Raw genomic sequence first — 20,138 nt, 5'->3', positions numbered from 1 at the left:
ACGTTGGGTTCCGGAATAAGATCATATTGTGTATGGAATATCCTCTCTCTTCTATTTTAGTGGATAGGCAATGCGTATCTCGAAGCGCGTGATAAAGGTAAAATAGAAAAGTGACACATGCATCTCAGGTGATTTGCACTTTTTATTATCCTATAGGTAGATGGTTGATTTGATCATTTTATAGAGAGGAAACTGATATGAAGAGAGTCATCCTATTTGTGGCCCTTTGCATGTTCGCAGGCGTTCTAGCCTTTTCCCATATTTCTCATGCCTCTGCGCATGAGAATCGTTATGCCGTCAAAATGGGAGGTGGATTTGCTACTGGCGATGGGAACACCGTTGATCCGCAACAGTATGGAATCAGCACTGACCCGCAAAACGCCGATCAGCAGCAAGGCGCGACCAGCACTGATCAGCAGCAGGGTGCGACCAATGCTGACCAGCAGCAAGGCGCGACCAGCACTGATCAGCAGCAGGGTGCGACCACTAGTGACCAACAGCAGGGCGCGACCACTAGTGACCAACAGCAGGGCGCGACCAATGCTGACCAGCAGCAGGGTGCGACCAACGCTGACCAGCAGCAAGGCGCGACTAGCACCGATCAGCAGCAGAACGCGACGAATACCGATCAGCAGCAGAACGCGACGAATACCGATCAGCAGCAGAACGCGACGAATACTGATCAGCAGCAGAATGCGACTAGCGACACGGATACCCAGAATCAGTAATTTGGGTAGATAGCCCTGGCGAAACAGCGTCGCAAGTGAGTCCATGCTTGCATGGGTCCTACAGGTAAATTGAGACGCAGGAAAAAAAGAGCTTTCCGGCAAAACTTTGCCGGAAAGCTCTTTTTTCCTGGACAAATTGTATCTAATCATGGTATATTTAAGACATGGAATATCCAGGATAAAAAATATCCAAGATGAACAGTGACATGAATTTGAAGGAGGATTATATGACCCAGCGAATAGAATATACTAAAGCCGCGCCCGGAGCAGTGAGAGCGATGTACCAGCTTGAGCATTATGTGCGCAATTGTGGCATAGAGCATTCCCTTCTGGAACTGGTCAAGTTCCGCGCCTCGCAGATCAATGGATGCGCCTATTGTATGGATATGCACACGAAGGATGCGCGCGCGGCGGGGGAGAGCGAGCAGCGTCTCTATTTGCTCTCGGTCTGGCGTGAGACTTCATTCTATAGCGAGCGTGAGCAGGCGGCCCTGGAGTGGACCGAGGCCCTGACACTGCTGCCGAGCAATGATGTCCCCGATGAGCTTTATGAGCGCGTGCATGCCCAATTTAATGATGAGGAGCTGACCAACCTGACGCTGGCTATTGTCGCCATCAATGGCTGGAACCGCTTCGGAGTTGGCTTCCGCTCCGAGCCAGGAACTTACCAGCCCGCGCAGCAGCGCTAACGGTTTTGTGACATAAAGAGAGTATCCAGGCTCGCAGGTCTTCCACCCGCGAGCCTGGATACTCTCTTTTTTTACAGTTTTTATGAGGACGTGGCCTGGTGCTGGTCCTGTTCGGTTTCTTGCTTGATGCCCAGGCGGCGGCGGACCTCAAGCGCGCGAAGGACGGCATCGCGGCTCAAAATGCCCAGCAGGCGGCCATTTTCGACCACGGGGAGCTGGTTGATGTCGCGGTCATTGAGCAGGGTGATGACATCGCGCAGATTCTGCCCTGGTGCGACAACGTGTAACTGGGAGACTGGCTTCATAACGAAGCCAACAGGGGTAGTGGCCCATTGTTCGCGTGGGATATGGCGAATATCGCTGAGCGTGATCAGGCCCGCGAACTGCTCGCCCTGTGTTATCAACGCCGAGCGCAGACCCTGCGGGAGGATATACTCATCGATGAGGCGCTGGAGCGAGATATTGGCGGGAATGAGGATTACATTATGGCTCATGACCTCCTGAACGGTAATATTGTGGAAGGTATCCTCGAAGGTGCTCTGGGCACGTGCCGCTTGAGAGGCGCTAAGCATAAACCAGCCGATAAAGGCGATCCAGATACCGCCAAAGCTGTTTCCGCCGAAGAAGAGGAAGATGCCCCAGATGATAAAACTGATCGCGACCACCTGCCCGATAGCGGCGGCGATATTCGTGGCACGATTGATATTGCCCGTAAACTTCCAGACAATGGCGCGCAGGATGCGCCCGCCATCCAACGGGTAGCCGGGAATCAGATTAAAGAGGCCGAGCAATAGGTTGGCTGCCCCAAGGTAGAGTAAGATGGCCGCGATAGGGTTATCCGCGCCCCTGGTCAAGAGGGCCCAGAGCGCGTAACAGATCCCGCTTATGAGCAGGCTGGCCAGAGGGCCAACGATTGCGACCTGGAAATCAGCCCCCGCGCTCCGTGGCTCGCGCTCGATGTTAGAGACACCGCCAAAGATGAAGAGCGTAATATTTTTCACAGGCAGGCCACGCGCTCGCGCGACAAACGAATGCGCCAGCTCATGCAGGAGCACGGAGACAAAGAGGAGCAGCGCCGAGACCAGGCCGAGCAGAAAATAAGTACTACTCGTAAAGCCCGGAAAAGATCGAGGAAACAGGCCGGTCGAGAGTGAGACGGTCAGGAGCAAGAGGATAATAATCCAGCTAAGATTGATATGGATATCAATGCCCGCGATAGTAGCGATGCGAAATGAGCCAGGCATGACAGTACTCCTTGTGATATCACCAGGTACAGGTACTCTTACTCTGATCACGGAGAAAGCCAGAAGTTGGTTACCATTCCCTTGCTTTTGCAAGTAGTGAGCAATTGAAAGGGGGGTTGAAGAAAGCATACTGGGGACGTAAGGGGTAGGGTGTGGAGCGTCCTGACCCAGGACGCTCCACACTACCATATCACCCTTAAGCTGTTTGCTGGTCGCTACATTCGATGATGTGTGAGGGCGGAAAGTCCTTTCCCGGCCTGGCAACTGATTGCAGGCGCAATTGGAGCGCAGAGGTGCCATAGGTGCCGGGGAAATGCAAGAGGAACTCCTGCTCATCTTTATAGCCAGAGGGAACGAGCTTGAGGATATCATCGCGGGAGGAATCGGAGGAGGTTAGCAGGACTGTGGCGCCGAAATATTGCCATAAGCGGTAGGCAAGCACGCGTGCCTGGCGTTCGTTGGTGCCTTCGACATCCAGGATGATGAGCGATGGCGGATCCTGCATGTCCTTGATCTCTTCTACGAGCTGTTCACTGGCCACAAGATAGTTCTCTTCAGAGAGAGCCTCTAGCTCAAAGAAGGAGATGGGAGTGTGCTGGACGGGGAGATCGATGTCCGCCTGGTAGGTTGTGTACCAGGCGCGTGCCCGTTGTCCAAGGTCCTGCAATTTCTCGGTGGAGCAGAAAGCTACTGAACCAGGATGAACCAGATGCCCAAACCAGGATTTGCCAGTGGCGGAGCAGAGCGCCCAATCGAGCAGGAGCAGCGATCTACCAACGTGGAGCGGGCCTTGCATAACGGTAAGTTCTCCCCGAGGGAGGATGTGCTCAATCAGCCAGGTGAGACCAGGAGTCGCGTTTTTCATATGTGCCCTCGATCTTGCCAGGGGTGGAGACCACCCAGTGAGTACGCCTTGTACGGGATTGCCAATGAGAGCGTTGGGAAGATCGCCCTCTTGTCTCCTTATTATTCATTATTTATGTCTATATGTCAAAGGTTTGAATAAAGAATTGACACAATGTATACAAAATATGTAAATCCTGCCTTTTGCCTTTAGGGACGCGCTTGAAATTGGGATGCCCTATTGTATAGTTCTGCTTGCAGGCAGGGAAGGCTGTTGAGGCATACGGGGAAAGAATATTTCATCTGGCGAATGCACCGTATCTGACGAAAAAAGTCCAGGGTCCAGGCATGCCTGGACCCTGGAACATAGCAAATGTATCTTACTACTTCTCCGAAAACCCTGAGCGCGAAGCGCTAGACACGCAAGTGGCGCTGCGCCCCCGAATGGGGGTTGGGTTTCGGAATAAGATCTTAGTGGGTGAGAGTGTCAGTAACTTCGTCATCTAGTTGCAGGGGAGTTAAGACGCTATAGCGTTGTTGGTTGTCTTTGTAATCCTGTGGCGAGAGGCAACCCTGGCGCTGCCACTGGTTGTTTCCATCCTCGAAGGCCTGTATTTCAATAGTATGCAGGCGGACAAGCGAGATGTTCTTGCCTGCGGCGAGATCACGGAGTTTCTTCCCTGCGCGTACCTGTTGCTTGACCTGGTCGAGGTTCATTTGAAGCTGGTTAGCTATCTCTTGTAAGATGCTATCCATAGGGAGACGAGGACCACAGGCAGTGTTTTTACCCTGCGAGTTGCTTGAAGATGCTTCATCTTGAGTCACATGGTTTGCAGGCTGTCGTGTCGTTACCTGCCAGAGAATTATGCCTCCACCTAGCAGGATAATAGCGGTCAGTCCGACGACAAGCAGCAGCTTGCCCCATGTACTGGACCTGGCTTGAGGTTTTTTATTGAGATCAATTTGTGGTGCTGGCATGGCGAAGTTGTTCCCTTCTTTATTCATAGCGCAGAGCTTCCGCTGGCGAGAGGTGTGCAGCCTGGCGAGCCGGGAAAATGGTCGCGAGAGATGCTACCAGGTAACAGGCCAGGAGTATCAACAGCAAGGGTAAGATGGGCAAGGGAAAGTTCTCGGAGTAGGCAGTAAAGACCTGGTAAGCGAGGCCACAGGCTAGCAGCGTCCCAAGCAGCAGACCCAGAGTGACAATGATGCTCGCTTCTAGCAAGAAGGAGCGTAGGATTAATCCACGCGAGAAGCCTAACGCACGCAACATACCAATCTGTTGTCGTCGCTCAACTACTGCCCGGCTGATGATGATGGCGATTGCCAGGATGCCAAAGATCAGTCCCAGGCCGAGATATCCTGTGATAGTTAGCGTTAATATAGCTGTGGCCGTATTGCCCTCGCTGGGATCGAGTACCTGAAAGGCCAGGCGTCGATTGCCCGGACTGAAGATGTGGTTCAGCACGCCTATGGCCTGGCTGTTCTGTGCCCCATTCCGTTCCTGGAAGAGGTAGGTGTAGTACGTGATGTTGTCCTTCCCTTTACCTGACTGTCCAACCACAAGATCACGTGCTGTGCGCTGAGATACGAAGAGGGAGGGATAATAGGTGTCGGGCGCGAGGATGCCAATAATGGTCACAGGATGATAATGCACGCCTTGAGGGACTGTGCGATCAGGAATATCAACCGTAAAGGGCTTAAAACCATTGCCTGTAGGTAGCCCTGGCGCATCGGTGTCATAGCGCAACACCGCATATCCAGCCTGATTTTGTAGCGTGTCCCAGACCTGGCGGTCAGAGGTATAGGACTGGGCACGTGCCAGAAAGGGAAGCTGGGTGCTAGCAAGGAAGGCGTCACTGGCCTCAGTTGGCATCAGACTCTTAAGAGTGGTGTCGCCGTTGGGCAGATGCAGGTGTAGTGGCACGTTGAGGGCTACCTGATTGCCTTTGATAATGCCGAGCAGTGCGTGTAGGGATGCTATACGCTGAAACTGTTGCTGTAGTTCGGGCGTAGACTGAAATTGTTGCTCCAGTCCTGGCCTGGAATCTGTCATGCCAAGTTGGTAACCGCCTGTGATGGTGTCTAGCTGATTGTGCTGAATGTCTACCAGATTGATGGTGGTAAAGAAAGTTACAAGCAACATGACCAGGCTCAGCAAGAAGATGGTCGCGCCAGTGCGGAAGCGGAATGTTAGCGGATAGGCCAGGCTTGTACGACTGATAGGCGCCAGGCCACGTACACGTCGTATAAGTGCTGAAAGAGCGTGAAGTAGGAGATCAACATTGGACATCGCCAGGATGACTGCTCCACTCACGAGCGTGAGTGTGCTCAACAGCGTATCCAGCGTCAGAAATGGCTCATTGTCACCTGGAACGTCGATAAAGAAGCCCAGGAGAATGTTTTTATAGAGGCCGAAAGCCAGCCAGCTTAACCCCAGGAGCGTAAAGCCCAGGCGGCGCGCGAAGCTAGAAGGTATCTTGATACATTGAAGGAGCCAGGCAATGAACAGACAGGCTCCGGCACAGGCGAGGGTAATGCCAAGGTGTTGTAACCAGATCTGCTCCTGGAACATGCCTTGCTGAAGCAGGTAAAGTCCTAGCGGAAGGCTAAGTACGCCGCGAGCAAAGAGTCCCCAGAGCAGTCTCCCTATGGCCTCGACTCGTCGCCCTATCTGGCGCGCCAGGGTTTCAGGGATTACCAAACCAGCTTCGTCGCGAGGTGGTAGCCATAGCGCGAGCACAAGTTGTGATAAACGAGCTGTAAGGGTAGGTGGCTCATCGAGATTGCGGATAGCCGCGACAATATTTGTGCTACTGATCCAGATAGCGCTAAGGAATATGGCAAGTAGCGCCACCAGTGTACCCAGACAATAGGCCGTTCCAAGGTTCTGCCAGCTCACCCAGACGTGTAGCGCTATGGATGCGCCCCCTAATTGCGGAACCGAGGAGAGAAGTGCTAACAGAGCGGCGATAATACCCAGCCCCAACAGAATGCCGAGTAAGCCTCCTACCAGGGTATAGATACAGCCCTCAAGTAATAATAGCTGGATGAGGTGTCCACGCTGAAGCCCAAGCGCGCGACTGATACCCAGTTCAGAGCGTCGCTCAGCGGCCAGTAAGAGGAAGAGGAGCACCAGGAGAAGCAGCGCCGCGCCAACCAGGAGATCGCTGAGGAGGGGGATGGAGAAGCGGAGCTGCTGCGCGGCGCTTGTCTGGCGTAAGGCGAAGCTTAAAGGTACGCCGTAACGCTGCACCATATCCGGCTTGAGCGGATGAATTAGCACATCATTAAATTGTGTATCGAGGTCAAGGCCGCCGTTTACATCGAGAACGGGTACGCCGACGATATGGCTGAGAGCGCTCTGTACGGCCTGGCTACGTTCTCCGGCGGGCCCAATATCATCCATGCCCCCGCTGCCTACATTTTTCACGCAAATGGTATTCACAATAAAATCCTGGTGAAGCTGTTGGGCTGCCAATCGCTGCAAGGTAGCGAGCGGTAAGATGATCTCTCCTGCGGGATTGTTGCTAGCCAGTTCACCGGAAGTAAAGGCCAAGTCGTTAGGCAGCAGGGCGCGTACACGAGCGCTTGTCGATATGAATTTTCCCACGCCACTAAAGAAGAATTGGATTTGTAAGGTATCTCCTGGTTGTACATCAAAACTGCTAACCAGGGTCTTGCTCAGGTAGACCTCGTCTGGACGCAGGTCGGCGAAGTGGATACGCTGCCCATGGCTGTCGGTAAGTGGACCATAGACAGTGTCGAAGTCCGGGGGAATAGCGTAGGTGGATAGACTCCCCAGGGAGGTACCTGTACGGCTTGACCAGACATTTGAGCCACCAGCCCCATGCACATAGAAAAGCGCTGAGATCGCCTGCACGTCGTGTTGCTGCCGTATCTGCGCCTGATAAGTAGCGATCTGCTGTTGCGTGAAGGTTCCAGTGATCGATTCATCAACGTTGCCCATCTGTGCCAGGCGATAGGGAGCCATTGAGGCGTTAAAACTATCCTGGATGCCAAGCGCGGCCACGATGATGCCAGTTGCCAGTGCCAGACCGAATACCAGGAGCAGGGCTTGCCGGGGGCGGCGCACGGCATTACGCGCGCCCATCTTTAGCAAAAATGGTTTCAGGCTTCCTGATAACAGGATGCCGAGAAGACATGTACCGGTAATGAGTCCGAGCCAGGCGACGAGGATCGTAGGAGAGAGGTCATTGATAATATTATGCATGGCTTTCTCCACTCTGCTGAATTGCGGTTAAGGGGGACCCGGTTGCTAAAAGTGGCTGATCTTCCACAATAGAACCATCGCGCATCATAATCAGGCGCTGAGCCTGGCGAGCAACCTCAGGTGCATGCGTTACCCAGACAAAGGTCAGGTTGTAATCGCGATTGAGTGAGAGCATCAGATCGATAATCTCCTGGCTGGTCTGGCTGTCGAGCGCACCTGTTGGCTCATCGGCCCAGATGATAGAGGGGGCTGTGGCGAGGGCACGAGCGATGGAGAAGCGTTGACGTTGACCTCCGCTCATCTCGGCCGGACGATGGGAGCGCCAGTCGCTCAGGCCAACCTGTTCAATGCTGAGTAGGGCTCGTTCACGAGCCTCTTTCGCCCGCACTCCGCTGGCGAGAAGAGGTAACTCAACATTCTCCAATCCGGTGAGAATCGGTAGCAGGTTATAAGTTTGAAAGATGAAACCCATTTCACGAGCGCGGAAGGCGGTAAGCTCGCGGTCTGAGAAACTGCGAATATCCTTGCTCGCGATTTTGATGATGCCGGAAGAGACATTATCGAGCCCACTCAGGCAGTTGAGAAGTGTGGTTTTTCCGCATCCGCTCGGACCCATGATTGCCACAACCTCGCCTTGCCGAATGTGAAGGTTGATACCTTTCAAGGCCTGAACATGTAATTTTCCTGTAGCGTAATTTTTGCGCACATCAATGGCCTCAATAATATCTGATTTTTGCGCCTGTATTTCTAGTACAAACATAATTACTGCTCCTATTACGTATAGCGCTTAATAGAGACTTTACACGGTACTGGACCTGTTTAAACTGTACGCAACATTGAGGCGGAAGACATCGTATATCCATGCAAACCTCATTGATCAAACCTGTATTGCACAACTCTGCAATCAAGAATGCATGCTTTGACAGCTTGGCTTTCTAGTGAGCGATGCTATACTTGGGTAATATCACTCGTCTGGGTATAAGCTGTGGCATTTGCACATCGCAGCCTATACCCAGATGAAGCGACGTAGGCGCCGAGAACGCCCTATAAAATGGAGCAATACGTAAGATGCAGCAGCGGAATATAGTTGTCAGTCAGAAACATCCTTTGCGCTGGCTTCTCCTGGTATGGGTAGGAGTTGTGTATGCTCAGAGTGTGTTGATGTACCTGTCGGCTATGCAAGATTCTATGGGCGTGATGGGGAAAAATGGAGCGGCGGGACTCTACTCAGTCCTTGGAGACCTGGTGTTTGTCTCTTGCGGATTATTGTTCCATGGTGCGCTGCATTGGATCGCGCTCTACGGGCATCTCAAGCAGCGTTACCTCTGGGTCTATTTTCTTGTCCAGGCGTTACTCGTAGAGAGTATGTTGGTAGTTACTGGCTCGCAGTTTGCGATCTCAACGCTCTTTCTCGCATTAACGCTTGAGGCGGTGAGCTTGCTTAAGTGGACGCGCCCGACGATTATCATCTCTGGTAGCTACCTTGTTTTATATACGCTTGCGACTCTTCCACAACAAGGTCTATTTACAACCAATTTCCAGAATGCCCTCGTCAAGTCCGCCAACTTCCTGGTCATTCTGATGTTTATCGTTGCCTGCCTTCTCCTCTACCGCCAACGCGCACAGGCTCACCAGCGTGATCAGGAGTTGCTCAGTGAGGTTGAACAGGCGCACCACGAACTGGAACATACACATGCGCAGTTGGAGGAGGCGCATATACAGCTTGAGGATTACGCAGCCCAGGTACAAGACCTGACGCTGATTACGGAACGTCAGCGGCTGGCACGTGAGTTGCATGACACGCTCTCTCAAGGCCTGGTCGCCATTACTATGCAGTTGGAGACGACGAATGGTTTGCTCGCACGCGAGCAAGTTAGACAGGCACGCGATATTGTGCAGCAAGCGATGGCGCGTGCGCGTGCAACCCTTACAGAGGCTCGCAACGTCATTGACGATCTGCGCGCCGAAACCCCTGGTTCCCTCGACCTGCAAGAGGCTATCCAGCAGGAGGTCAAACGCTTTACTGAGTACACAAGCATTCCCTGTGAGTGTGATATCGAAGCCCTGACCATGGCACCTCCTGCCTCGTATGAGCATATCCAGCGAATGATTAGCGAGGGACTTAGCAATATTGTGCGGCATGCCCAGGCGCATAACGTTTTTTTGAGTGCCGTGTGTGAGCGACAACAGCTAATCATTATGTTACGCGATGACGGGGTTGGTTTTGCTCCTGCCCAGGCGCAGCAGCTACCTGGCCATTTCGGTTTGCTCGGACTACGTGAGCGCGCGCGCCTGATCGGGGCTCGCTTTGAGGTATGCAGTGATCCGGGTAAGGGAACGACCCTGCGTTTCTTTTGCCTGCTCTCCTCGGAGCAGCATCCGCAAGAACAGCGTGAAATGGCCTGGGAAGAGGTGCGTCATGAGTGAAGAATATACGCGTATGAAAGCGAATCAGCATGAGCAGGGGCTAATCCGTGTCGTCGTTGTAGACGATCATCAGGTCGTGCGTGAAGGCTTGCGTATGATGCTAGAGATATTGGGTGAGGGCTTTGTCATGGTGGGGGAGGCGGCAGATGGAGCAAGCGCTCTTCGTGTCGTCAAAGAGGCGCAACCCGATGTAGTGTTGATGGATTTGCGTATGCCAGGAATGGATGGGCTGGAGGCGATCACTCATTTGCGAGCGCAATGGCCGCATATCGCGATCGTTATTTTGACTACCTATAACGAGGACGATCTTATGTTACGCGGTCTGCGTGCCGGCGCTTGCGGCTATTTGCTGAAAGACACCAGTAGTGAAACAATGTTTCAGGCCATACGGAGCGCGGCGCGTGGAGAAACGCTGCTACAGCCGGGAATTGTGGCGCGTCTGCTCTCTCATGCTTCTCAGGAGCAGCGTCCCTCTCCAAGGGCCAGGAGGAGTGGCGAGGGTGAGCTAAGCGAGAGAGAGCTAGAAGTTTTGCGTAGAGTGGCGAGCGGCGAGCGCAGCAAAGAGATTGCGGCCCAACTTGGTATCAGCCTGCGCACGGTGGGGGCGCATCTCACCAGTATTTATACCAAGCTTGGGGTCGACTCACGTACCTCAGCCGTTGCGGTCGCGCTTGAACGAGGACTCCTGTCTCGTTAGCTTGCACCTGCGGTGCTTCGCATAACATAGGGGTGATAGCGTGATGATGGGCTGGTTTCGCCAGCCCATCATCACGCTATCACCCCTATGTTATATCGCTAATCAGTCCAGGTCCAGTCGCGGATCTCGGGCATGTCTTCGAGGTGAGCGCGGACGTAGGTATGGTGCTTGGCAAGCAGGTCGTTACATTCGGCGATCAGGGCCGGAGTGAGTCCACGAACGCGCTGGGCGCGGCGCAACACCTCAATGCAGAGGTGGTAGCGGCTCATGCCGTTGAGCACCACCATGTCGAAGGGAGTCGTGGTTGTGCCCTCTTCGTTGAAGCCGCGTACGTGGAAGCGTTCCTCGTTAGCGCGACCGTGCACGATTTCGTGAACGGCGCGTGGATAGCCGTGAAAGGCGAAGACGACCGGTTTGTCCTCGGTAAAATGCTCGACGAATTTGGCCTCCTCCATGCCGTGAGGATGGAGGTAGGGGGGATAGAGCGTCATCAGGTCGACCACGTTGACCACGCGTACTTTTAGCTCTGGGATGTGCTGGTGTAGCCACCAGGCCGCCGCGACGGTCTCCAGGGTGGGAATATCGCCCGCGCAGGCCATGACCACGTCCGGCTCAACATCCTGGTCGTTGCTGGCCCACTGCCAGGTCGAGAGGCCGCGTGTACAGTGGTCAATGGCATCTTGCATATTGAGCCATTGGAGTTGGGGCTGTTTATCGATCACAATCAGGTTGACATAGTTGCGGCTGCGCAGGCAGTGATCAGCCACCGAAAGGAGGCAGTTGGCATCGGGTGGCAGGTAGATACGCGCCACGGTTCCTTTCTTGGAGAGCACGGTATCGATCAGGCCGGGTCCCTGGTGGCTGAACCCGTTGTGGTCATTGCGCCAGCAGGTTGAGGTCAGCAGGATATTGAGCGAGGAGATATCTGCGCGCCAGGGGAGCTTGATGCCCTCCTCCATCCACTTAGAGTGCTGGATGGTCATGGAGGCCGAGACCATGGCGAAGGCCTCATAGGTGGCGAAGATGCCATGGCGTCCGGTGAGGAGATAGCCCTCTAGCCAGCCCTGGCAGAGATGCTCGCTTAAGACCTCCATCACACGCCCATCGGGCGAGAGATTGTCATCATCGCTGATAATTGGCTCGACGAAGCAGCGATTCTCGACCTCAAACACATTGCTCAGGCGGTTGGAGTTGGTCTCGTCGGGACAGAAGAGGCGGAAGTTCTGCTGCTCTTTATTGGCGGAGAAGATGTCGCGCATCCACATGCCGAGCTGGCGCGTGGACTCATGCTGCTCCGTGGCGGGCTTCTTGACACCCAGGGCGTAATCGGTAAAGAGTGGGAGATGTAGATCCTGAAGCAGGAGACCACCATTGGCGTGAGGATTGGCGCCCATGCGGCGCGCGCCCTGTGGTGCTAGCTTCGCCAGTTCGGAGATAAGCTTTCCGTTCTCGTCAAAGAGCTCGCCTGGCTGGTAGCTGCGCATCCACTCTTCGAGCATATGCAGATGCTCTGGATTGTTTTTGACTCCGTCGATGGGAACCTGGTGCGCGCGGTAGGTCCCCTCGATGCGTTTGCCATCGACCTCCTTTGGCCCGGTCCACCCTTTGGGAGTACGCAGAATGATCGCGGGCCAGGGGGGCACGCCCTGGACGCCGTGTGAGCGGGCATGCTCCTGGCAGGCGTGAATCTTCTCATAGCAGGTATCAAGTAACTCGGCGAAGGCGCGGTGCATCTGCATGGGATCGTCGCCCTCCAGGAAATGCACATCGTAGCCATAGCCAGAGATTAATCTGCGAATGCGCTCATCAGAGGCGCGCCCCAGCACCGTGGGACTGGAGATTTTATAGCCATTGAGGTGGAGGATGGGGAGGACCGCGCCATCGCGGATGGGATTGAGATAGCTCAGGCTCTTCCAGGCTCCCTCAAGCGGCGCGGTCTCCGCCTCGCCATCGCCGATCACCGCCGCCACAATTAGATCAGGATTATCGAAGGCCGCGCCAAAGGCATGCGAGAGCACATAGCCCAGCTCACCGCCCTCGTGAATGGAGCCAGGGGTAGGAACGCTGACGTGGCTGGGAATGCCGCCTGGAGTGGAAAACTGGCGGAAGAGCCTATGCATCCCATCGTGATCCTGTGTGATATGGGGATAGACCTCGCTATAGGTGCCCTCCAGATAGACATTGGCCACGATAGCGGGTCCACCGTGGCCGGGTCCCGCCAGGTAGATCATATTCGCGTCGCGCTCCTTGATGAGCCTATTAAGATGGACATAGATAAAGCTCAGACCAGGCGAGGTCCCCCAATGACCCAGCAGGCGGGGTTTGATATGTTCGGGGCAAAGTGGCTCTCGTAAGAGAGGATTAGCCTGCAAATAGATCTGACCGACAGTCAGATAGTTGGCCGCGTTCCAGTAACGATGCATGCGCTCAAGCTGAGGCTGGTCGAGTTGCGCCATGACACTCTCCTTGATACAGAGAATTATGCTTTCTACTTTTATGAGAGCTATATCCTTACAAAGGGCTATTGCACAGTTTATGTAGGGTCCATGCTGGCATGGACTCCGAGCGTAGCGAATTGCTGTATGGGGTATCGGCCTGCGGGCCTCGGAGTCCATGCCAGCATGGACCCTACAGCCTCTTGGTGCCTGCGCGAGCCACTTCTAACACGTGTGGTTGCATGTATGCGTTACGCTTGGCATAAGCAAACTATGTGCTATGTATATTATTCTATGACAATTTTTCAACGCTTGTACAGCAAATATACATGCCTAAATGCTAAATAATCATAAGTTTGTTTGCTACATTTATAAATTTTTAATACTCATGTGAGTAAAATGTGAGACTGTCAGTACCCTACGGCGAAAGCCGAGGGCTTGGAGTTGTGTCTGAACTCCACCGCAATTCAGCATACCTTTTCAGGCGTGCTGCTTTGGCTTCATCGTCCGACACATCAGGGCGTACTGACAAGAGGCCCGTTCCTATCCAGTCTTGCCGGATAAGAAGCGTTCGCATCGCAATGTTTCTTGCACCAACCAGATCGGCATGGAGCGTGTACTGACAATTCTGACAGAGAAAGAGCAAGCCCTTGTGTGGACGATTCTCTTTGCAGGTATGCCCACATTTGGGGCAGGCCTGCGAGGTGTAGTTGGCATCCACCTTGATCGCCATACTTTGATGCAAGAGCGCTTTATAAGCGATCATACTGTGCAACTCTGCAAAGGACCATTTGGAAAAGGCACGATTGGCTTTGCGCTGTTTTGCACTGGCTCGCTTGCCTTTCCGTCGTTTGGTCTGCTCGCGAATATCTGTCAGATGCTCCAGTCCAATCAAGCTTTGAGGATATTGCTTCACAATCCGTTTACTCACGACATGATTGGCGTTTGCTTTCAACCGTCTCTCTCGTCCACTGATGGCAACGAGCCTTCTCGTCGCGGAACGAGTGCCTTTCTTTTGCAGACGCTTTCTCAGTCGTGCAGAGTGATGGGATCTAGCAACAATGGAGGTGTCAGCATGGAAGGTGCAATTGCCTTGCATTGTCGCCGTGACGGCAAGGTATCGCATCCCCACATCCACGCCAACGACCTGCTTGTGTGTTTCTGGGGTAGGATCAGCCGTCTCCACTTCCAGGGAGACAAGGAGGTAAAACTGCTTCTTGGCTTTGTCATACCAGAGTTTCGATGCACCAATCTCCGTACCACGCTGGATCAATGCCACATGCTTATTGTAGCCAGTATAGGGCACAACGATACGTCCATCGAGCGTGAGAAGACTCACGTGCTGCTCTTTCTTGAACGTGTAGTCTTTCTTATACTGGTAGGTCAACGTGGGAGAGAGAAACGTAGGAGCCTGATCAAGCCCTTTATACCGTTTCTTGGTGAGACCTGCCTTACGATGAGCAGCATTGTTCTTCACCTTTGTCCATAAGCCTTTATAGGTGGCACCAACTTGGCGAGGAACAGAACAGGCCATTTGCGAAGGCAGATGAAAACGGAGACGGATCTCTTCGTAGGTGGCATCTTGCAAACGAAGAGCATTACTCAATTTGCCATTCGCAAAGGCGTACTGGCTCACATAGTTGTAGTGAATCACGATACGCCAGTTGCGTTGTGCGTAATGCCTTGAATTGCTCGGGCGTTGTATTCAATTTAAGTTTCGCTGTTAATACCGTTTTCATACTCTGAATTATACCATTGTTTTCATCTGACTGTCAACAATACATGAGCAGATGAAAGCATGTCTACGGCATATTCCACCCAAGCCACCTCCAAAGGAACGCCGCATTCCTCCCCATGCCTGAAAGGGCAGAGGCATCCTGCGGCGTTTTCGGTGATAAATTTGTGATACGAAATGCTTAATATAGGTACGGTGCATAAAATTATTCGCGAGGTAAGGTTTCCAAAGCAAGTGTCTACATATGATGATACCGTCATAGGGGAGACAGCAGGGTGGGACGACGCTGCTGAAGCACGCGTCTACATATGATGGTAGGAGAGACAGCAGACACCTCTCACTCTCTTGCCCGCTATAGCAGTCCCGTTACCCGACCTGGATGGGTAGCGGGACTGTTTTTTTGTGGTTTAAGGCGCACTGCCCATGCAGGAGGGCGAAGTTGTGCTTCAGGTAGCAGACTGCTCCAGTAGCCGCGTACGCAAGTAGCGGGCCTAGGGGGAGGCGAGGAGGTAGCCGATGCCGACCTTGGTGAGCAGGTAGCGTGGATGCGAGGGATCGGGCTCCAGCTTGCGGCGCAGGCGGTTGATATTGACCTGGAGCATATGGCTCTCGCCTATGTACTCGCTCCCCCAGACGTGTTCGAGTAGCTGGTCATGAGTGACGATGCGCCCCATGTTCTGTGCCATGTAGGCAAGCAGGCGGTATTCGATAGGCGTGAGGGAGAGCTCTTTTGTGCCCTTGATGATAAGATGCTGTGAATAGTCAATGGTCAATTCGCCGATGCTGGCTTGCATGCGTGTAGCCTGGCCTGGCTCGCTGGCGCTGAAGCGTGAGCGGCGTAGGACCGCGCGCACGCGTGCCAGGAGTTCCTCAATACTAAAAGGTTTGGTCAGATAGTCATCGGCACCCAGGTCCAGCCCCTTGACCTTGTCGCGATCCTGGCCACGGGCCGTAATGATGATAATGGGTACCATTGAGAACTCACGAATATGCTTGCAGACTGTAAAGCCATCCACCCTGGGCATCATAACATCAAGTAAAATAAGGTCGGGAAGCTGTTTCTCTACGATGGCCAGGGCCTGTTCCCCGTCGCTGGCTGTGAGTACCTCATAGTCTTCTAGCTCCAGGTTGCGCGAGACGAGCCGTAAAAGCTGTGAGTCGTCGTCAGCGGTGAGAATGACAGTTTTTTTGGCAGGCATATGTTTATGCATCCTCTTCTCGTGGAGATATGTAGTGGTAGCCAGACAGAACACACGTATCTCTATCATGTGTGTATCTGCATGTATTGTGCCGGAAACGCCTCTATTTGTAAAGTGTTTATCTCAACAAAAAAGTGGAGCGAGAATTCTTTCACGAGGTTTTAATACCTTTTATCTTGTTATCCACCTTAAATTCTATTATTATAGACTCATGAAAGTAAGCTCTTATTTGAAAAACAATTTATGGTTGCAACGTTTGGGGGGACGGTTTGCGGTCAAACGACGCCAGAGTGCGGAACAGAGCGCCCGCAAGTTTGCCGCTCTCTATAAAGTGGGAACCGCGCTCTCTAGCGAGCTAGACGAGAAGAAGTTGCTGCACCTGATCGCTGAGACGGCCTGCCAGTTGACGGGAGCGGAGTTCGCGGCCTTTACCTTGCGCCCCCTGAATGAGTTTGGTCAGCCGATAACCCCTGTTGGCGGGAATGCGTTTTACCTGGCGGCGGTCGTGGGGGTTTCGCCTCAGCAAGAGCATTTTTTCCAGCATATGTCTTTCAAGGGCGAGGGGCTGCTCGCGCCCATTTTCTGGGAGGGGGTGCCGGTGCGCATAGCGGATGTTCTGGTGCATGGGCGTACGGCTGGTGTGCATCACCACGATATGTCGCCTGAGTGGATTAAAGCGGGACGGCAGGCTGCTGTGGACTATGCGCAAGGGCGCGTTTCGAAGGAGAAACTGCTCAGCGTAGGGGTGCCTAAGAACCATCCCGTGGTGCGGAGCTTTCTGGGTGTGCCTTTGCTAGATCGCTCATCTGTCGTGCGCGGAGGCTTGCTGCTGGGTCATGGTGCGCCGGATCATTTTACGGAGGAGGATGAGGCCCTGTTGCTTGGTCTGGGCACACAGGCGGCCATTGCCCTGGATAACGCGCGGCTCTATCACTCAGCCCATATTCATGTGCTGGAGACGGATGCCATCTTTGAGCATATCGCCGACGGGGTTATGTTGATGGATGTGCATGGGTGTATACTGCGCGAGAACCTGGCCGCGCGCCATATTCGCGAACTACTTCAAGATGAGCAGAATCACAGACAAGAGATTACGGCTATGCTCGCGGGGCCGATTCAGAGCGCGACGACGGAGAGATGTGACCTGAACTTTACGGTCATGGTCAATACCTCCAATAACGAGGTGCGCGAGTATATGGTCAATGTCTCGCCACTACATCTGCCCAAGGCCTCGATTGTTCCCATGCATCCCCGGCACCGTACGACGAAGGAGGAGCAGTCGTTAAAGGCCTCGGGCGCCGTGATTGTCTGGAATGATGTGACCGAGACACGCCGCTTGATGGCCTATGCCGAGGCTGAGCGGTTAAAGGATGAGTTTATCGCTATCGCGGCCCATGAATTGCGTACGCCCCTGGCGGTCCTGAAGGGCTTTGCTCAAACCTTGCTGGTGCAGACCGCGCGCGGCAAGGGGGCCGAACTAGCCGAATGGCAGGTGGAGGCGCTCCAGAACATTGACCAGGCCACATCGCGCATGGTAGACCTGGCTTCGGACCTGTTGGATGTTGCACGTCTCCAGACCGGCAGCTTGCAACTACATTTTGAGCCTGTGGACTTGATCGCGTTGCTGAAGCGCGTTGTCATGCGTCTGCAAGTCACCACCGAGTGCCATACGCTGGCGCTACATATATTTACCGACCACTTTGTCGTCGATATCGACCAGCAGCGTATTGAGCAGGTGCTGACGAATATTATTGGCAATGCGATCAAGTATAGCCCCCTGGGCGGGGCCATCCAGATCGACGTGGATGCGCACCAGCAGAATACGGTGCTGGTAAGCGTCAAAGATACAGGCATTGGTATTCCTGAGCAGCAGCAGGGGCAGATCTTTGGTCGCTTTATGCGCGCGGACAATGCGCTTAACGAGGGGATTGCCGGCACGGGTCTGGGCCTCTACCTCTGCCGAGAACTGGTGGAGCGCCATGGCGGGCATACCTGGTTTGAGTCGATGGAGGGAGAGGGTTCAACCTTCTACCTCTCTTTCCCCGTCTCCTCCTCGCAAAAGGTACTGGCGGACGGTGCGGGGGATGGCGCTGCTAACCCCCATTCGGGGGCAAGCGCACGCGCCTACATATAATGATACGAGATGCCCCATGTCATCATATTTAGGCGCGTGCTTATGCTCTTTTAAAAAAATCCGAGGATGCCTGTATCCCTTCACCCCCGGTAACCATAGGCGCGCGATAAATGAAACGTCATGCGCCACTGGGGCGGCGCACCACTCCACATGAAACGCGAATACTAGAGCTTTTCGGGGCGTTTCAGAATACTCTGCTGGGAAATTTTGTTCGAACAAGTTGCCGAGCTTGCCGAGCTGTATACAGTGCGAGGGAGAGCTCAAAATTCGGTAGGGACCCGGTTTAGCGCGTCCAAAGGCGATGAATCGCCTTTGGACGCGCTAAACCGGGTCCCTATCAACAATTCGGGCGTTTCCCACAAGCCTGTTCGGATCACCTTTACGCTGTAGAGGGATAGGTTGTTTGAAGTGCCTCTTCAATTGATCCTGTGCTCTGGTAAGCTTGAATGAGCGCGTGGGCAGGCGTCTTCTTCTCGCGCAGGAGGGCATAGAGGGGGCGCAGGTAGGCGTGATCGGAATCATCACATAGTGCCTTGCTCGCGGCCTCAAGGAGATGCCACGCTCCCTCTTCAATGCGCGCATCCGCGAAGCCTTTGCGGGCCGTCACCTGGTGTAGAGCCGTATCTGGTACTAGCAGTCGTTCTGGCAGGGTCTCATCCAGTAGCAGGCCCTTGAGGAGCGCCAGCAGTGCAGAGTAGAGTGTGAAGTCCGCGCAGCTATCGCAGGCCTTGAACTCGATACGCCCCACCTCAGCTGGGAGGCGCGCAGGCTTGGTCAGCGAGGGCGAGCTTGCAATCAGGTCCTCAGGGCGTTCGAGAAAAACCATGGTGGCGGGCCGGATACCTGTACGAATAAAGGTGCGCACCGAAAGCCCTTCCCAGGCCTTTCCCTCGTAAAAGGGTGAGCTTGCGCTAAAAGGCACTATAAAGGGGCTATAGTAGGTCAGCTTCTTCCCCGCGTCAATGATCTCGGCGTTACTCATCCCCTGTAATGACAGGTTGAGATCAGGACCATAGGTCACCATGGGGAGAAAGGCTGTGCGTTTCTCAGGCGAGAGCACGCGGCGCTGCTGCTCGTAGGCATTCAGGGGTGGATTGGGTGTGAAGGCGCGCTGATAGGGGTGATAACTCACAAGCACCGGGGTAAAGCCCTCTGCGTGTGCGACCTGCCTCAGAAGGTCAAAGCTCTCCGTCAATTCCTGCACCGCGCCCGCGATGGATGAATGGATGGTTGTACGTATCTCGATGCCCTTGGGGGGACAGGCAGTGACCCTTCCCTCCAGGCTATAGCGCTCGAAGCCCTCGATATACCAGCGCTTGACCTTGATACCAGCATCCCCGATACGTAGCTGCGGATAATCCGCTTCATAACGTGGTAACTGCGCTACAATCCGATCAAACTCTTCAAAGGTGGTATTGGTATAATCGGCGAAAACTCCTTGCCGGTTGAGAAAGGCGACCTCATGCTCGATGCCAAATGCAAACATCTCGGCTCCTCAGACTGAAGCTAGTATAAGTTATTTCTAGTGGTGTGGTGCAGGGTGGCAGCCTTTGGCTGCCACCCTGCACCACACCACTAGAAATAACTTAATGGAGTTAAACAAGCGTAGGCATCATTATGAACAAAAATATATTTATCGGTAAAATAGTACACGGCATAGAGCAATCAGTCAAGGGTATCGATCTCTCTCTCTATCCTACAGCCATACGACAAAGTCCTCTCAAAGAGAAAAGCGGCATCTAGCGCGAGTGTGATTCAAATCCTGAACCTATT

General features: G+C 53.8%; 13 protein-coding genes and 1 pseudogene. 5 read left to right on the top strand and 9 right to left on the bottom strand.

Annotation, left to right across the window (positions count from 1 at the left end):
• Positions 1 to 197 precede the first annotated feature (197 nt).
• Both KTE_RS31365 and KTE_RS31360 read left to right on the top strand, forming a co-directional pair.
• Entirely contained in the window at positions 198 to 728 is a 531-nt protein-coding gene (locus KTE_RS31365; protein ID WP_201388506.1) for a hypothetical protein, read from the top strand.
• A 227-nt stretch (positions 729 to 955) separates the two neighbouring features.
• The gene (locus tag KTE_RS31360) at positions 956 to 1,417 is read left to right on the top strand and encodes a carboxymuconolactone decarboxylase family protein (RefSeq protein ID WP_201388504.1); all 462 of its coding nucleotides are present in this window, start codon (positions 956 to 958) and stop codon (positions 1,415 to 1,417) included.
• Between the two features lie 80 nt (positions 1,418 to 1,497).
• On the opposite strand, the gene KTE_RS31355 is transcribed toward KTE_RS31360, so the two are convergent.
• The 5 genes from KTE_RS31355 to KTE_RS31335 all read right to left on the bottom strand — a co-directional run bounded on the left by KTE_RS31355 (position 1,498) and on the right by KTE_RS31335 (position 8,498).
• Complete coding sequence (locus KTE_RS31355; protein ID WP_201388502.1) at positions 1,498 to 2,661, bottom strand: site-2 protease family protein; 1,164 nt, start codon at positions 2,659 to 2,661, stop codon at positions 1,498 to 1,500.
• Positions 2,662 to 2,857: 196 nt separating this feature from the next.
• Entirely contained in the window at positions 2,858 to 3,526 is a 669-nt protein-coding gene (locus KTE_RS31350) for an AAA family ATPase (RefSeq protein WP_201388500.1), read from the bottom strand.
• A gap of 449 nt (positions 3,527 to 3,975) precedes the next feature.
• Positions 3,976 to 4,482: a hypothetical protein gene (locus KTE_RS31345; RefSeq protein ID WP_201388498.1), complete on the bottom strand. Its 507-nt coding sequence runs from the start codon at positions 4,480 to 4,482 to the stop codon at positions 3,976 to 3,978.
• Between the two features lie 19 nt (positions 4,483 to 4,501).
• Positions 4,502 to 7,738 carry an FtsX-like permease family protein gene (locus tag KTE_RS31340; protein WP_201388496.1) on the bottom strand — a complete coding sequence of 1,079 codons (3,237 nt, stop codon included), beginning with the start codon at positions 7,736 to 7,738 and terminating at the stop codon, positions 4,502 to 4,504.
• The gene (locus tag KTE_RS31335) at positions 7,731 to 8,498 is read right to left on the bottom strand and encodes an ABC transporter ATP-binding protein (RefSeq protein WP_201388494.1); all 768 of its coding nucleotides are present in this window, start codon (positions 8,496 to 8,498) and stop codon (positions 7,731 to 7,733) included. Before KTE_RS31335 ends, KTE_RS31340 begins: the two co-directional genes overlap by 8 nt.
• A 308-nt stretch (positions 8,499 to 8,806) precedes the next feature.
• Here KTE_RS31335 and KTE_RS31330 point away from each other — a divergent pair, with 308 nt between their 5' ends.
• On the top strand, positions 8,807 to 10,165 hold the full coding sequence (locus KTE_RS31330; protein WP_201388492.1) for a sensor histidine kinase: 1,359 nt from the start codon (positions 8,807 to 8,809) through the stop codon (positions 10,163 to 10,165).
• On the top strand, positions 10,158 to 10,862 hold the full coding sequence (locus tag KTE_RS31325) for a response regulator transcription factor (RefSeq protein WP_201388490.1): 705 nt from the start codon (positions 10,158 to 10,160) through the stop codon (positions 10,860 to 10,862). The genes KTE_RS31330 and KTE_RS31325 overlap by 8 nt, the downstream gene beginning before the upstream one ends.
• Positions 10,863 to 10,960: 98 nt before the next feature.
• Here KTE_RS31325 and KTE_RS31320 read toward each other — a convergent pair whose 3' ends face one another.
• The 3 genes and pseudogenes from KTE_RS31320 to KTE_RS31310 all read right to left on the bottom strand — a co-directional run bounded on the left by KTE_RS31320 (position 10,961) and on the right by KTE_RS31310 (position 16,231).
• On the bottom strand, positions 10,961 to 13,318 hold the full coding sequence (locus tag KTE_RS31320; RefSeq protein WP_201388488.1) for a phosphoketolase: 2,358 nt from the start codon (positions 13,316 to 13,318) through the stop codon (positions 10,961 to 10,963).
• A gap of 397 nt (positions 13,319 to 13,715) precedes the next feature.
• A pseudogene (locus KTE_RS31315) lies at positions 13,716 to 15,036 on the bottom strand (RNA-guided endonuclease InsQ/TnpB family protein).
• A 487-nt stretch (positions 15,037 to 15,523) separates the two neighbouring features.
• Positions 15,524 to 16,231 carry a response regulator transcription factor gene (locus tag KTE_RS31310; RefSeq protein WP_201388486.1) on the bottom strand — a complete coding sequence of 236 codons (708 nt, stop codon included), beginning with the start codon at positions 16,229 to 16,231 and terminating at the stop codon, positions 15,524 to 15,526.
• Positions 16,232 to 16,460: 229 nt separating this feature from the next.
• On the opposite strand from KTE_RS31310, the gene KTE_RS31305 reads away from it, so the two are divergent.
• Complete coding sequence (locus KTE_RS31305; protein WP_201388484.1) at positions 16,461 to 18,365, top strand: ATP-binding protein; 1,905 nt, start codon at positions 16,461 to 16,463, stop codon at positions 18,363 to 18,365.
• 379 nt (positions 18,366 to 18,744) lie between these two features.
• Here the strand turns inward: KTE_RS31305 and KTE_RS31300 are convergent, their stop codons facing one another.
• The gene (locus KTE_RS31300; RefSeq protein WP_201388482.1) at positions 18,745 to 19,851 is read right to left on the bottom strand and encodes a glutamate-cysteine ligase family protein; all 1,107 of its coding nucleotides are present in this window, start codon (positions 19,849 to 19,851) and stop codon (positions 18,745 to 18,747) included.
• Positions 19,852 to 20,138: the final 287 nt, after the last annotated feature.

It is taken from the genome of Ktedonobacter sp. SOSP1-85 (assembly GCF_016587415.1).
GTDB lineage: Bacteria > Chloroflexota > Ktedonobacteria > Ktedonobacterales > Ktedonobacteraceae > Ktedonobacter.
The sequence above is the reverse complement of the archived record's forward strand: the minus strand, read 5'-3'. Positions and strand labels throughout refer to the sequence as shown.